This is a genomic window from Pseudomonas sp. Sample_16 (assembly GCF_004307665.1).
In the GTDB taxonomy this organism is placed as follows: domain Bacteria; phylum Pseudomonadota; class Gammaproteobacteria; order Pseudomonadales; family Pseudomonadaceae; genus Aquipseudomonas.
Genome location: NZ_RCOB01000169.1, coordinates 1 through 15,009, shown reverse-complemented (window position 1 = coordinate 15,009; position 15,009 = coordinate 1). Strand labels below are relative to the sequence as shown.

At 59.9% G+C, this 15,009-nt stretch carries 12 protein-coding genes; 8 read left to right on the top strand and 4 right to left on the bottom strand.

Features of this window, described 5'->3' with window-relative positions; translation table 11 throughout:
• Window positions 1-74: 74 nt before the first annotated feature.
• Window positions 75-479: an acyl-CoA thioesterase gene (locus tag D8U69_RS22460; RefSeq protein ID WP_007896491.1), complete on the bottom strand. Its 405-nt coding sequence runs from the start codon at window positions 477-479 to the stop codon at window positions 75-77.
• Window positions 480-840: 361 nt separating this feature from the next.
• Between D8U69_RS22460 and D8U69_RS22455 the strand changes: the two genes are divergently transcribed.
• The 8 genes from D8U69_RS22455 to D8U69_RS22420 all read left to right on the top strand — a co-directional run bounded on the left by D8U69_RS22455 (window position 841) and on the right by D8U69_RS22420 (window position 11,637).
• Window positions 841-2,139 (top strand): MFS transporter, encoded by a 1,299-nt coding sequence (locus tag D8U69_RS22455; RefSeq protein WP_130903510.1) that lies wholly within the window; start codon window positions 841-843, stop codon window positions 2,137-2,139.
• A gap of 256 nt (window positions 2,140-2,395) precedes the next feature.
• Complete coding sequence (locus D8U69_RS22450; RefSeq protein WP_056854345.1) at window positions 2,396-3,394, top strand: phosphate ABC transporter substrate-binding protein PstS; 999 nt, start codon at window positions 2,396-2,398, stop codon at window positions 3,392-3,394.
• 217 nt (window positions 3,395-3,611) lie between these two features.
• Complete coding sequence (locus D8U69_RS22445) at window positions 3,612-5,894, top strand: ABC transporter permease subunit (RefSeq protein WP_130908149.1); 2,283 nt, start codon at window positions 3,612-3,614, stop codon at window positions 5,892-5,894.
• A 15-nt stretch (window positions 5,895-5,909) separates the two neighbouring features.
• Complete coding sequence (pstA, locus tag D8U69_RS22440; protein ID WP_056854347.1) at window positions 5,910-7,580, top strand: phosphate ABC transporter permease PstA; 1,671 nt, start codon at window positions 5,910-5,912, stop codon at window positions 7,578-7,580.
• Between the two features lie 154 nt (window positions 7,581-7,734).
• Window positions 7,735-8,568, top strand: coding sequence for a phosphate ABC transporter ATP-binding protein PstB (gene pstB, locus D8U69_RS22435; RefSeq protein WP_020797931.1), 834 nt, complete (start codon window positions 7,735-7,737; stop codon window positions 8,566-8,568).
• Between the two features lie 72 nt (window positions 8,569-8,640).
• Entirely contained in the window at window positions 8,641-9,402 is a 762-nt protein-coding gene (gene phoU, locus D8U69_RS22430; protein WP_008150055.1) for a phosphate signaling complex protein PhoU, read from the top strand.
• A gap of 167 nt (window positions 9,403-9,569) precedes the next feature.
• A complete protein-coding gene (locus D8U69_RS22425; RefSeq protein WP_130908148.1) occupies window positions 9,570-10,493 on the top strand; it encodes a response regulator in 924 nt (307 codons plus the stop codon).
• A 223-nt stretch (window positions 10,494-10,716) separates the two neighbouring features.
• A complete protein-coding gene (locus tag D8U69_RS22420; protein WP_130908147.1) occupies window positions 10,717-11,637 on the top strand; it encodes a peptidoglycan DD-metalloendopeptidase family protein in 921 nt (306 codons plus the stop codon).
• A 65-nt stretch (window positions 11,638-11,702) separates the two neighbouring features.
• On the opposite strand, the gene D8U69_RS22415 is transcribed toward D8U69_RS22420, so the two are convergent.
• The 3 genes from D8U69_RS22415 to D8U69_RS22405 form a co-directional block, all read right to left on the bottom strand.
• Window positions 11,703-13,043: a hemolysin family protein gene (locus tag D8U69_RS22415; RefSeq protein ID WP_056854350.1), complete on the bottom strand. Its 1,341-nt coding sequence runs from the start codon at window positions 13,041-13,043 to the stop codon at window positions 11,703-11,705.
• Window positions 13,044-13,165: 122 nt separating this feature from the next.
• The gene (gene phoR, locus D8U69_RS22410; protein ID WP_236708451.1) at window positions 13,166-14,452 is read right to left on the bottom strand and encodes a phosphate regulon sensor histidine kinase PhoR; all 1,287 of its coding nucleotides are present in this window, start codon (window positions 14,450-14,452) and stop codon (window positions 13,166-13,168) included.
• Between the two features lie 105 nt (window positions 14,453-14,557).
• Window positions 14,558-15,009, bottom strand: a 452-nt coding sequence (locus D8U69_RS22405) for a winged helix-turn-helix domain-containing protein (protein WP_130908146.1), incomplete at its 5' end; no start/stop codon positions are given.

Genomic DNA, 15,009 nt, shown 5'->3' with positions numbered 1-15,009 from the left:
GGGACAGCTCTCGATCGGTAACAGGACTGCAATGGACCGTGAATCGGTCGTCGGGTTTAACGCTTCCCGGTTTTTTAGCGAGCTCTGGGCGGAACCGAGCGGGTGCGGCCGCTGCCATCGATGGCAACGAACACGAATACCGCCTCAGTGACTTTGCGCCATTCGCTGGAGAGCGGATCGTCGCTCCAGACCTCGACCATCATCTGGATCGAGCTGCGGCCGATTTCCAGTGCCTGGGTATAGAAGGAGAGCTGGGCGCCCACCGCCACGGGTACCAGAAACGCCATGCGGTCGATGGCGACTGTAGCGACGCGCCCGCCAGCCACCTTGCTGGCCATCGCGGTGCCGGCCAAATCCATCTGCGCCACCAGCCAGCCGCCAAAAATATCGCCAAAGCCGTTGGTTTCGCGGGGAAGTGCGGTGATTTGCAAGGCCAGGTCGCCTTGCGGGATCGGATCTTCTTGTTCGAGCTCTATCATGCCGGGGGTGCCTCTGACCCGTGACTCTTCGTTGGTGCTGCTGGTGGTAGCCGTCTTCGGGAAAAACGATTCAGCACCGAACATACTACGTTCGTCACGTTTTCCATAAGGCGCCTAAAGGGAAACTCTGCGAAATCGCCTATGACCCTGAAGGCGCTTTCGCACAGCAACCCTTGCAAGCCGTTGCACAGTTGCGAGTATATCGGTCGGTAGACTCCGAGACGACCGTCCGGTTCTCATTTTGACCGTCAATTACGCACCTCTATGTGCTTTTTCGAACAATTTGCTATCGTGCCGGTCCTGCCCGAGCCTTGCCAGCGTTGTTGGGGCGGCAGACCTGACTATAAGAGAAGCCCTTGCCATGACTACAGCGCCCTCGAGTATCGCGCAGCCATCCCAATCCGCACGTCCGCTGACCCGCAACGACTACAAGACGCTTTCGTTGTCAGCCCTGGGCGGGGCGCTGGAGTTTTACGATTTCATTATTTTCGTGTTCTTCGCGACGGTGGTGGGCAAGCTGTTCTTCCCGGCGGACATGCCTGAATGGCTGCGTTTGATGCAGACCTTCGGCATTTTTGCTGCCGGGTATCTGGCGCGGCCGCTGGGCGGCATCGTGATGGCGCACTTCGGCGATCTGCTGGGGCGCAAGAAGATGTTCACCCTGAGCATTTTCATGATGGCCGTGCCGACCCTGATCATGGGCCTGCTGCCGACTTACGCGCAGATCGGCATGTGGGCGCCGATTCTGTTGCTGCTGATGCGGGTCATCCAGGGCGCGGCGATTGGTGGTGAAGTGCCCGGCGCCTGGGTCTTCGTTTCCGAACACGTGCCGCAAAAACATATCGGCTACGCCTGCGGGACCCTGACCAGTGGCCTGACGGCTGGCATTCTCTTGGGTTCTCTGGTCGCTACGGCGATCAACAGTCTCTACACCCCGGGGGAAGTGGCGGATTACGCCTGGCGGATTCCGTTCCTGCTGGGCGGCGTGTTCGGCCTGTTCTCGGTGTACCTGCGCCGCTGGCTGCACGAAACCCCGGTGTTTGCCGAACTGCAACAACGCAAGGCCCTGGCCGAAGAAGTGCCGTTGCGTGCGGTGTTGCGTGACCATCGCGGCGCCATCGCCATTTCGATGCTGCTGACCTGGCTGCTGTCCGCCGCCATCGTGGTCTTGATCCTGATGACTCCGACCGTGCTGCAGACGGTCTACCACTTCGCGCCGACCACCTCCCTGCAGGCGAACAGTCTGGCGATCGTGTTCCTGAGCGTTGGCTGCATCATTGCCGGCGCATTGGCCGATCGCTTTGGAGCGGGGCGGGTCTTCGTCTTTGGCTGCACCGCATTGCTGGCCAGTTCCTGGACCTTCTATCACAGCCTGGTCGATCATCCTGACTGGTTGTTCCCGTTGTATGCGCTGACCGGCCTGCTGGTCGGCACCATCGGTGCGGTGCCGTACGTGATGGTCAAGGCGTTCCCGCCGGTGGTTCGTTTCAGCGGTTTGTCGTTTTCCTACAACGTGGCTTACGCGATTTTCGGTGGTTTGACGCCGATGATCGTCAGCCTGTTGCTCAAGGAGAGTGCGATGGGGCCTGCCTATTATGTGGCGGTGCTGTGCGGGGTGGGGATTGTGGTGGGTGCGTATCTCTGGAAGAAGGGGCGTTAGTTCTGGCCTCATCGTCAGCAAGCCGGCTCCAGTCCTGTGCAGGAGCCGGCTTGTAACCGATCGTTCCCACGCTCTGCGTCCGCTTTTGAGTGGGACGCAGAGCGTCCCGAGATGCATTCCCACGCGGAGCGCGGGAACGATCTAGAAGCCCAATACTGGCCTTTCATCCAATTGTCATATTTCAGCCATAGAGTGTTCACACGGCCTGCTGATACTTGGCCCCGACTTAACACACCCTATCTGCTAGGAGTAAGGCATGAAACTGAAGCGTTTGATGGCGGCAATGACTTTTGTCGCTGCTGGCGTTGCGACTGCCAACGCGGTTGCCGCTGTTGACCCTGCTATCCCGAGCTACACCAAGACCACTGGTGTGTCGGGCAACCTGTCCAGCGTCGGCTCCGATACCCTGGCCAACCTCATGACCCTCTGGGCTGAGAACTACAAGAAAGAATACCCGAACGTAAACATCCAGATTCAGGCCGCCGGTTCGTCTACCGCGCCACCTGCGCTGACTGAAGGCACCGCTAACCTGGGCCCGATGAGCCGCAAGATGAAGGATAACGAACTGCAAGCCTTCGAAACCAAATACGGTTACAAGCCAACCGCTATTCCGGTGGCTGTGGATGCCTTGGCCGTGTTCGTGCACAAGGACAACCCGATCAAGGGCCTGACCATGGCTCAGGTCGATGCCATTTTCTCCTCGACCCGTCTGTGCGGCGCTAAAAGCGACGTTAAAACCTGGGGTGACCTGGGGGTGACCGGTGACCTGGCCAACAAGCCGGTACAACTGTTCGGCCGCAACTCGGTATCCGGCACCTACGGCTACTTCAAGGAAGAGGCCCTGTGCAAAGGCGACTTCAAGCCAAACGTCAACGAACAGCCAGGTTCGGCTTCGGTTGTGCAGTCGATCAGCAGCTCGCTGAACGGCGTCGGTTATTCGGGCATTGGCTACAAGACCGCCAGCGTGAAAACCGTTGCCCTGGCCAAGAAAGATGGCGGTGAATTCATCGAAGACACAGAAGAAAACGCCCTGAATGGCAAGTACCCGCTGTCGCGCTTCCTGTACGTGTATGTCAACAAGGCCCCGAACAAGCCTCTGGCCCCGCTGGAAGCCGAGTTCGTGAAGCTGGTTCTGTCCAAGCAAGGCCAGGAAGTTGTGGTGAAAGACGGTTACATCCCTCTGCCAGCCAAGGTTGCTGCAAAAGCACTGGCTGACCTGGGTTTGCAAGAAGGTAGCAGCGTAGCAAAGAAGTAAAACCCTAGGCCCGGGGTAACCCTGGCCTGTGTAGGAGCCGGCTTGCTGGCGATGGTCATCCATCCGCAGAAGATGTGTCGGATGCACCATTTTTCGCCAGCAAGCCGGCTCCTACAACCCCCAAATTCTCGCTCCGCTGCCGGTTCCACCGGGCGGCGGATTTGTCGCGTCACTGCACTGTCATCTTTCTGTCATACAGGATCGCTAGGGTGTGCGAATGAATGATCTGGCCAATTCCAACATGACTACTAATCCCCCCAAGCGAATTGATTTCAATACGCCTGAGTTGCAACGCAAGCGCCGCATTCGCGCGCTCAAAGATCGCTTCACGCGCTGGTACGTCCTGATCGGCGGCCTGGCGGTGCTGGCAGCCATCACCCTGATTTTCTTCTTCCTTGCCTACGTCGTTGCGCCCCTGTTCCAGGGTGCCAGCCTGACGTCCAAGGACGTGATCACGCCGGCCTGGATGCAAGACGCCGGCAAGCCGTTGATGTTTTCCCTGGAAGAGCAGAACCAGGTGGCCATGCGGGTTTCCGACAAAGGCCAGGCATTGTTCTTCGATATCGACAGTGGCGCCGAACTCAAGCGCGTCGATTTGCCTGTTCCGGCCGGTACTAGCGTGACCTCCATCGGTAAAGACCAGCCAGGTCACCCGCTGGTGGCGGTAGGCCTGTCCAATGGTCAGGCCCTGGTGTTCCGTCACACGTACAAGGTCAGCTATCCGGACGGCAAGAAAACCATCTCGCCAGCCATCGAGTATCCGTATGGCGAAGCGCCGATCGCGGTGAACGAAGCGGGCGGTGTGCTGGAGCACGTCAGCCTCAACGCGACTGATTCGACCCTGATGCTGGTGGGTTCCACCGGTTCGCAACTCAATGTTTTGTCGCTGACCAGCGAAGAAAACATGATGACCGGTGAAATCACCAACGAGCAGACGCGCATCGATTTGCCGCAAATGACCGAACCGGTGAAGAACATCTTCGTCGACCCGCGTCAGCAGTGGTTATACGTGATCAACGGTCGTGCCCAGGCCGACGTATTCAGCCTGCGCGACAAGAGCCTGAACGGTCGCTACAAATTGCTGGAAAACGGCGACGCTGAAATCACCGCCAGTACGCAGCTGGTCGGTGGTATCTCGCTGATTCTTGGCGATTCCAAAGGTGGCCTGGCCCAGTGGTTCATGGCCCGCGACCCGGATGGCGAACAGCGCCTGAAGCAGATCCGCACCTTCCAGATGGGCACCACGCCTATCGTTGAAATCACCGCCGAAGAGCGCCGCAAGGGCTTCGTCGCCCTCGACGCCTCCGGCAAGCTCGGCGTGTTCCACAGCACCGCGCACCGCACCTTGCTGGTTGACCAGGTGGTTGAAGGCGAGGGCCTGTTCGGTCTGTCGCCGCGGGCCAACCGCGTCATCGTGGAAGCCGGCGGCAAGCTGCAACCGTTGCTGCTCGATAACCCGCACCCGGAAGTGTCGTGGAGCGCGTTGTGGAGCAAGGTCTGGTACGAGAACTACGACGAGCCTAAATACGTCTGGCAATCGACCGCCGCCAACACGGACTTCGAACCGAAACTGAGCCTGTCGCCGCTGACCTTCGGTACCTTGAAAGCCGCTTTCTACGCCATGCTGCTGGCAGCGCCGCTGGCCGTCGCCGCCGCAATCTACACCGCGTACTTCATGGCCCCGGGCATGCGCCGCAAGGTCAAGCCGGTGATCGAGCTGATGGAAGCGATGCCGACGGTGATCCTCGGTTTCTTCGCCGGTCTGTTCCTCGCACCCTATGTCGAAGGGCACTTGCCGGGCATCTTCAGCCTGTTGATGTTGCTACCGATCGGCATTCTGGTGGCGGGTTTTGCCTTCAGTCGCCTGCCTGAATCGATCCGCCTGAAAGTCCCGGACGGCTGGGAAAGTGCGCTGTTGATCCCGGTGATCCTGTTCGTGGGCTGGCTGTCGCTGTACATGAGTCCGTTCATGGAGAACTGGTTCTTCGGCGGCGACATGCGCATGTGGATCTCCCACGACTTAGGGATTACCTACGACCAGCGCAACGCACTGGTGGTCGGCCTGGCTATGGGCTTTGCGGTGATCCCGAACATCTACTCCATCGCTGAAGATGCCGTGTTCAGTGTGCCGCGTGGCTTGACTCTCGGTTCGTTGGCCCTCGGTGCCACGCCTTGGCAGACCATGACCCGCGTGGTGATCCTGACCGCCAGCCCGGGCATCTTCTCGGCACTGATGATCGGCATGGGCCGTGCGGTCGGTGAAACCATGATTGTGCTGATGGCCACCGGTAACACCCCGGTCATGGAAATGAACCTGTTCGAAGGCCTGCGCACCCTGGCCGCCAACGTCGCGGTGGAAATGCCCGAGTCGGAAGTCGGCGGCAGCCACTACCGCGTGCTGTTCCTTTCGGCGCTGGTGTTGCTGTTGTTCACCTTCGTCATGAACACCCTCGCGGAACTGATTCGTCAGCGTCTGCGCAAGAAATACTCGTCGCTTTAAGAAAGGTAGAAGTCTGTGAAACAGAACTCCCTGAAAGGATGGTTCAAGAGCGGCGCCCCCGGCGTCTGGATCAGCGGTGGCGCGGTGTCCATCGCGGTCATCATGACCATTGGCCTGCTGGCAGTGATTGCCGTGCGCGGTCTGGGTCACTTCTGGCCGGCGGACCTGGTGCATGCCAGCTACGACGTGCCGGGCCAGGCTAATCACTTGGTGATCGGCGAAATCGTACAGAAGGAAGAAGTGCCGCGAGCGCGTCTGAAGAGCGCCGGTTTGCCGGTGCCTGACGAAGGCCCGGAATTCATGACCCGCGAGCTGATCAAGGTCGGCAACCGTGACTTGAATGGCACCGACTTCACCTGGATCGTCGGCGAGTGGCTGACCAACCAGAAGACTCCGGTCGAATTGATGGCGCTGGAGCGCCGTGAATGGGGCAACTTCTACGGTTACCTGGTCAACGTCAAACAGGATGGCAAGATCATTGCCGAGGGTGAAGCTGCCTGGCCTGAGCTGCAAGCGCGAATCAACCGCGTGAATCAGCTGGCCGCGCAACTCAAGACCCTGGAAAAAGTCGACATCGGTGCGATCAACGCCGGTCTGGAACGCATCCGTCTGCACGGCCGCAAACTGGAACTCGATGGCAAGCTCGACGCCACCGCACAAGCGGACATGGAGTCCGAACGTGCTGAGCTGAACGCCCGTTACCAGGATGTTGAAGCGCGCCTGAATGATCTGCACGCGCAGTTCAATCGCGACAGCCTCACCGCCCGTGATGCCAACGGCAAGGAAATCGAGATTGGTCTGGGCAAGGTGGTTCACGCTTACCAGCCCAATGGCATGGGCACCCTCACCAAGATCGGCTTCTACTTCAGCAAGATCTGGGAATTCCTGAGCGACGATCCGCGTGAAGCGAACACCGAAGGCGGGATTTTCCCGGCGATCTTCGGCACCGTGATGATGACGTTGATCATGGCGATGATCGTCACCCCGTTCGGCGTGCTGGCGGCGGTGTACCTGCGCGAATACGCCAAGCAGAACACCCTGACCCGGGTGATCCGCATCGCGGTGAACAACCTCGCGGGTGTACCGGCCATTGTCTACGGCGTGTTCGGTCTGGGCTTCTTCGTTTATGTACTGGGTGGCTCGCTCGACCGCTTGTTCTTCCCTGAAGCGTTGCCGGCGCCAACCTTCGGTACGCCGGGTCTGCTTTGGGCTTCGTTGACCCTGGCACTGCTGGCGGTGCCGGTGGTGATCGTCGCCACCGAAGAAGGCCTGGCGCGGATTCCTCGCACCGTGCGTGAAGGCTCGTTGGCTCTCGGCGCGACCAAGGCTGAAACCTTGTGGAAGATCGTGCTGCCGATGGCCAGCCCGGCGATGATGACCGGCATGATCCTCGCCGTGGCCCGAGCCGCCGGTGAAGTGGCGCCGCTGATGCTGGTGGGTGTGGTGAAACTGGCGCCGTCGCTTCCGGTGGACGGCAACTACCCGTACCTGCACCTGGACCAGAAGATCATGCACCTGGGCTTCCACATCTATGACGTCGGCTTCCAGAGCCCGAACGTCGAAGCGGCGCGACCACTGGTATACGCCACGGCGTTGTTGCTGGTGCTGGTGATCGCGACGTTGAACCTGTCGGCCGTCTATATCCGTAACCACCTGCGCGAAAAATACAAAGCGCTGGATAGCTGATTACTGCCGCTCCCTGTAGGAGCAAGGCTTGCCCGCGATGGCGTTTTCGAAATCGCCATCGCCAGCAAGCTGTGCTCCTACAGGGGGTGCTACCGCCAGGCTTTATGCCTGCAGCGGCCAATTGAACCGAATTTGTTAGCACAGGGAGCCTCCCATGCAGCACGAAGCACATACCCACGGCATCAACATGTCGGCCCTGGGTCGCGACAAACAGAGCCTGAGCCTCGAGCAGGAAACCGTAGCCATCGAAGTGCCGGGCCTGAGCCTGTTCTACGGCGACAAACAAGCCTTGTTCGACGTCAGCATGAACATCCCGAAACAGCGCGTGACCGCCTTCATCGGCCCGTCCGGCTGCGGCAAATCCACGCTGCTGCGGACCTTCAACCGCATGAATGACCTGGTCGATGGCTGCCGTGTCGAGGGCGCGATCAACCTTTACGGCAACAACATCTACCGCAAGGGCGAAGACGTCGCCGAACTGCGTCGCCGGGTCGGCATGGTGTTCCAGAAGCCGAATCCGTTCCCGAAAACCATCTACGAGAACGTGGTTTACGGCTTGCGTATCCAGGGTATCAACAAGAAGCGCGTACTCGACGAAGCCGTCGAGTGGGCGTTGAAAGGTGCGGCGCTGTGGGATGAGGTCAAGGACCGCCTGCACGAGTCGGCATTGGGCCTGTCCGGTGGTCAGCAGCAACGTCTGGTCATTGCGCGCACCATCGCCGTGGAGCCAGAAGTGCTGTTGCTCGACGAACCGTGCTCGGCGCTCGACCCGATCTCGACGCTGAAAGTCGAAGAGCTGATTTACGAACTGAAATCGAAGTTCACCATCGTTATCGTCACCCACAACATGCAACAGGCCGCGCGGGTTTCCGACTACACGGCGTTCATGTACATGGGCAAACTGGTGGAATTCGGCGACACCGACACCCTGTTCACCAATCCGGCGAAGAAGCAGACCGAAGACTACATCACCGGTCGTTACGGCTAGCAAGCGGTTGGTTGCTCACTGAACTGACGCTGCGGCCCACCGCACCTTACCGGACGCTCCAAGGACGCCAACATGATTAGTAAAGAAGGCCTTACCCACCACATTTCCGCGCAGTTCAACGCCGAACTGGAGGAAGTACGCAGCCACCTCCTGGCCATGGGCGGGCTGGTCGAGAAGCAGGTCAACGACGCGGTGACCGCGCTGATCGAGGCCGACTCCGGCCTGGCCCAGCAGGTTCGCGAGATCGACGACCAGATCAACCAGATGGAACGCAACATCGACGAAGAATGCCTGCGCATTCTGGCCCGTCGCCAGCCGGCGGCCTCGGACTTGCGCCTGATCATCAGCATTTCCAAATCGGTGATCGACCTGGAGCGCATCGGCGACGAAGCGACCAAAATCGCCCGCCGTGCGATTCAGCTGTGCGAAGAAGGTGAAGCGCCGCGCGGTTATGTCGAGGTTCGTCACATCGGCGACCAAGTGCGCAACATGGTGCGTGATGCGCTGGACGCGTTTGCCCGTTTCGACGCCGACCTGGCGTTGTCGGTAGCGCAGTACGACAAGATCATCGACCGCGAATACAAGACCGCCCTGCGTGAACTGGCGACCTACATGATGGAAGACCCGCGCTCTATCTCGCGGGTCTTGAGCATTATCTGGGTGCTGCGTTCGCTGGAGCGGATCGGCGACCACGCGCGCAATATCTCGGAACTGGTGATTTACCTGGTGCGCGGTACCGACGTGCGTCACCTGGGCCTCAAGCGCATGAAAGAAGAAGTTGAAGGAACAAGCGGTGAAACCGCTAATGTTCCGGGCAAAGCTGACGATAAGTAAGGTTGCCCAAGTAAAGCGCCCGGCCTTTTGGCCGGGCGTTTTTGTTTGCGGCCGACGAATTCGAAAAGCAGCACCCGCGAACGAAAAGTGCCGGCGTGACTGAAGGTTTTGGCAATGTGCCATCAGCAAAGCGGTATGCTTGCCGGGATTTTTTAAAGGGGTTATGGATGAGTAAGGTCAGTGTGTTGGTCGTGGACGATGCCTCGTTCATTCGTGACCTGGTGAAGAAATGCCTGCGTAACTATTTCCCGGGCATGCGAATCGAAGACGCGGTCAACGGCAAAAAGGCTCAGGCCATGCTGGCGAAGGAAGCGTTCGACCTGGTCCTGTGCGACTGGGAAATGCCGGAAATGTCCGGCCTGGAACTGCTGACCTGGTGCCGTGAGCAGGACAGCCTCAAAAGCATGCCGTTCGTGATGGTGACCAGTCGCGGTGACAAAGAGAACGTGGTCCAGGCAATCCAGGCCGGCGTGTCCGGATACGTCAGCAAACCGTTCACCAACGAGCAACTGATCACCAAGGTCAAGCAGGCGCTGCACAAGGTCGGCAAGCTCGATGCCTTGATCAACGTTGCAGCGACTAAAACCAGCCCGGCATTCGGCAATGACTCGCTCAGTGCATTGACTGGCGGCAAACCCGCCGTGGTCGCTCCGGCTGCCGTTGCACCCGCACCTGCGGCCCCGGCACCGTCGCGGGGTGGCTTGCTCAACAGCCCGCCAGTCAAGGCTCCTGTAGCAGCGGCCACCGTGGGTGGAGGACGTGGCCAGGGTCAATTGCGCTTGCCGAACGGCATCCAGCAATGCGTGATCAAGGCCCTGAGCCTCAAGGAAGCGTTGTTGGTGGTCAAGCGCGCCGAAACCCTGCCGCAAGTCCTCGATAGCGCTGTGCTCGACCTGGAGCAGGGTGACAACGCCGAAACGGCGCGTCTCAATGGCTATCTGCATGCCATCGTCGCTCACGAACAGAAGCCCGACAGCGAATGGTTGCAATTGACCTTTCGCTTCGTCGACCAGGATGCGCAGAAACTCGACTACATCTCCCGCCTGATTGCCCGTGGCACGGCGCAGAAGCATTTCATTCCCGGCGCTTAAAACTGCGTCGCCCGTGAGATTGCCATCGCGAGCAAGTCGAATCGTCGCACCGTCGCTCCCACAGGGACATTGAATACCTTGTGGGAGCGGGCCGCCCGCGATGGGGCCAGAACTGTCACTGCTCATCCTCCCATAACATCCTTTTCGAAACATCTGTCGACCACGCGGGTCAATTCCGGCTGCTAGGCTCAATCCCAAGCCTTACTCGACAGAACTCCTTCCCATGTTCGCGCGCCTGTTGTTTCTTTGTGGTTTGTCCATGGCCTGCGCTTCATCCATGGCCATGACTATCTACAAGTCCACCGATGCCAATGGCGTGGTCTCTTACAGCGATCGCCCCACGAAAGGCTCAAAGGTGTTCGTTTTTCGAGATCGGATGGTCGAGCGCCTGGAGCGTCAGGTGTACTACGTGATCATGAAAAAGGATGGCGTGGACAGCGTGTATGTGCGCAATGACCTGTATGCACCGGTGGAGATCGAATTGAGTTTTGCCGGCGTGAAGAACGTCAGCGGAATTCCAGGTCGATCGATCCGCCGAGTCATACCGCTGCGTACCAGCGTGCGGCTGGCGCAGCTCACGGCGACTCGGGCCGGGAAGCCACTCGCCTATGTCCCCAAGCTCAAATATTCGCTCGGTGACCCGACAGGCACCGCTGTGGGCTATCGGTATCCCTTGCCTTGGCGTGGCGGTCCGTTCCGGATCAGTCAGGGCGCCAACGGCCCCTACAGCCACATCGGCCCTAAAAGCCGCTACGCCATCGACATTGCCATGCCGGAGGGCACGCCGATCATCGCCGCACGGGGCGGGGTGGTGGTGAAAACCGAGAATGGCCAGAGCGGGCGTGGCACTGATGCTTCCGGCAATTTCGTGCGGGTGCTGCACGATGACGGGACCATGGGTGTGTACCTGCACCTCAAGCAAGGCTCGGTCAGGGTACGAGAGGGGCAGAAGGTGGCGGTAGGTAGTGCACTGGCCCTGTCGGGCAACACCGGCAACAGCACCGGGCCACATTTGCACTTCGTGGTGCAGCGCAATACCGGGATGGGGCTGGTGTCGATTCCGTACCGGTTCAATCAACCGGTGGGGGCGATGCCCAACTTTGCGTTGGGCAGTAGGAGCCGGCTTGCTGGCGATGAACGATAACGCGGTATCACAGGGGCACCGCGGCGTACCCATCGCCAGCAAGCCGGCTCCTACAGGGGCGTGACTTAATCCAGCATCAACACCTTGGCCAGCACGATCTTCGGCCCTTTCATCTTCTTGATGATGATCCGCAAACCTTCGACTTCCAGCACTTCTTCCTCTTCCGGCACCCGCTTCAGGCTTTCGTAGACCAGCCCGGCAAGGGTTTCGGCTTCGACGTGGTCCAGATCGATACCCAACAGACGCTCGACCTTGAACAGCGGTGTATCACCGCGCACCAGCAGCTTGCCCGGTTGGTACGCGAGGATGCCGCGCTCGGCCTTGCGGTGTTCGTCCTGAATGTCGCCCACCAGCACTTCCAGCACGTCTTCCATGGTCAGGTAGCCGATGATGTTGCCATCGGCCTCTTCGACCACGGCGAAGTGCGAGCCGCCCTTGCGAAACTGTTCCAGCAATTGCGACAGCGGCATGTGCCGGGAAACGCGTTCCAGAGGGCGGGTCAATTCGGCAAGGTTGAACGACTCGGGAATGTGGTCCAGCGCCGCCAGTTCCAGCAGCAGGTCCTTGATGTGCAGCAGGCCGACGAATTCCTGGCGCTCGCTGTCGTACACCGGGTAGCGGCTGAACTTGTGGCGACGGAACATCGCCAGGATTTCCTTGAGCGGTGCGTTGAACTCCAGGGTCACCAGGTCTTCGCGGGAGTTGGCCCAGTCGACCACTTCCAGCTCGCCCATTTCCACCGCCGAGGCCAATACGCGCATGCCTTGGTCGCTCGGGTCCTGGCCACGGCTGGAGTGCAGGATCAATTTCAGTTCTTCGCGGCTGTAATGGTGCTCGTGATGCGGGCCGGGTTCGCCTTGGCCGGCGATGCGCAGGATCTGGTTGGCGCTGGCATTGAGCAGGTAGATCGCCGGGTACATCGCCCAGTAGAACAGGTACAACGGCACGGCCGTCCACAACGACAGCAGCTCGGGTTTGCGGATGGCCCAGGATTTCGGGGCGAGTTCGCCGACCACAATGTGCAGGTACGAAATGATGAAGAACGCGGTGAAGAACGACACGCCTTTGATGATCTCGGCCGACTCGACGCCCACGGCGCTCAGCAACGGCTCGAGAATGTGCGCGAACGCCGGCTCGCCCACCCAGCCAAGGCCCAGCGAGGCCAGGGTAATACCCAACTGGCAGGCCGACAGGTAAGCATCGAGCTGACTGTGTACGGTACGCAGAATGTGACCGCGCCAGCCGTGTTGTTCGGCAATGGCCTCGACACGGGTCGAGCGCAATTTGACCATGGCAAATTCCGCCGCAACGAAAAAGCCGTTGAGCAAAACCAGGATCAGAGCAAAAAGAATCATGCCGAAGTCGGCGAAAATTGTAGCGAGGGTCAAGCCAGGGGAAGGGTCCATGATGGAGTTTTGCGGTTTCCGTGAATTCGAAAGGAAAGAAAATGTGTACCTGAATGGCAGGCACAAGTCAGCCAATGTAGCGGCTGACTGGGCGATTGCCTAGTGGCGCGTGCTGGCCGGTATCAGTCGGCGGTGCTGATGACCAGGGATTTGCTGACCTGGGCGGGAGCGAAATGGCAGGTAAAGGTGCTGCCATGGCCCGGCACGCTGCTGATTTCCATGCGCGCCCGATGGCGCAACAGCACGTGCTTGACGATCGCCAGGCCCAACCCGGTGCCACCGGTATTGGAGTTGCGACTGGAGTCGACGCGATAGAAGCGTTCGGTCAGTCGCGGCAGGTGTTTGCTGTCGATGCCGATCCCTGAATCCTGCACGCTCAAATGCGCGCCCTGTTCATCGCCCCACCAGCGAATGCGGATATTGCCTTCGGCCGGGGTGTACTTCACCGCGTTGAACACCAGATTGGAAAACGCGCTGCGCAATTCCGCTTCACTGCCCTTGAGCAGGATGGTCGGGTCGGCCTCCAGAGTGATGTGCTGGTTTTTCTGGCCGGACAGTTGCTGCGCATCGCCCTTGATCGATTGCAGCAAGCCGTCGATGGCCACGGGCTGGTTGTCCGATGGGTAATCGGTGGCTTCCAGTTTGGCCAGCAACAGCAAGTCGTTGAGCAGGGTCTGCATGCGCCCGCCTTGCTGCTGCATCTGCTGCAAGGCGCGGGTCCAGCGCGGGTTCACCTCTTCGGCATTATCGAGCAGGGTTTCCAGATAGCCACAGATCACCGTCAGCGGCGTACGCAGCTCGTGGGATACGTTGGCGATGAAGTCTTTGCGCATCTGTTCCAGCTGATGGATGCGCGTCACGTCGCGCACCAGCATCAAGTGCTCGTTGTTGCCGTAGCGGGTGATGTACAGCTGGATGCGCACGCGGTCATTGGTCGGCGAGGGGATTTCCAGCGGTTCGCTGTAGTTGTCCTGCTCGAAGTATTCCTTGAAGCGCGGATGGCGCACCAGGTTGGTCACCGGCTGGCCGCTGTCCTGCGGGGTCTTGAGGCCCAGCAGGGTTTCGGCGGCGCGGTTCCACCATTCCAGGTTGCCGTCGGTGTCGAGCATGATCACCGCGTCTTTCAGCGCGGCGGTGGATTCCTGGACGCGATCGATCACCGCTTGCAGACGCCCGCGTACCCGTTGGTCACGACGTTGCAGGTGGTAGATGCTGTCGAACACTTCGCCCCACAGGCCATAGCCATCGGGCGGCGCCTCATCGGGTTTGTGCAGGCGCAGCCATTCGTGCAGGCGCAGCAGTTGCTTGAGGGTCCAGGCCAGGTAGATGCCCAGGCCTGCGGCGAGGCTCCAGCCGTAGTAGCCGGTGATCAGGCCGATCACCAGGCAGGCGGTGACCAGCAGCAGCATGTGGCGAATCAGGGTGCCATGCCAGTTTTGGTTCACGTGACGCGCGTCCTTGTCAGAAAAGCAGCTTTTAGCTTGTCGCTTGAAGCTTGCAGCTCGTAGCTACCTTCATGCTTTGGTAGAAAAGCGGTATCCGGTGCCGCGCACGGTTTGTACCAGATTTTCGTAGGCATCGCCGAGGGCTTTGCGCAGGCGACGGATGTGCACGTCGACGGTGCGTTCCTCGACATAGACGTTGCCGCCCCAAACCTGATCCAGCAACTGGCCCCGGGTATAGGCGCGTTCCTGGTGGGTCATGAAAAATTGCAGCAGACGGTATTCGGTCGGGCCCATTTCCGCCGGTTTTCCATCGATGGTCACACGGTGGCCGATCGGGTCGAGCAGCAAGCCGCCGACTTCGATCGGCGCTTCGCCATCGGTAGGGCCGGCGCGGCGCAACACGGCTTTGAGTCGCGCGACGAGCTCACGGGGGGAAAACGGTTTGGTGATGTAATCGTCGGCGCCCACTTCCAGGCCCTGGATCTTGTTGTCCTCTTCGCCCTTGGCGGTGAGCATGATGA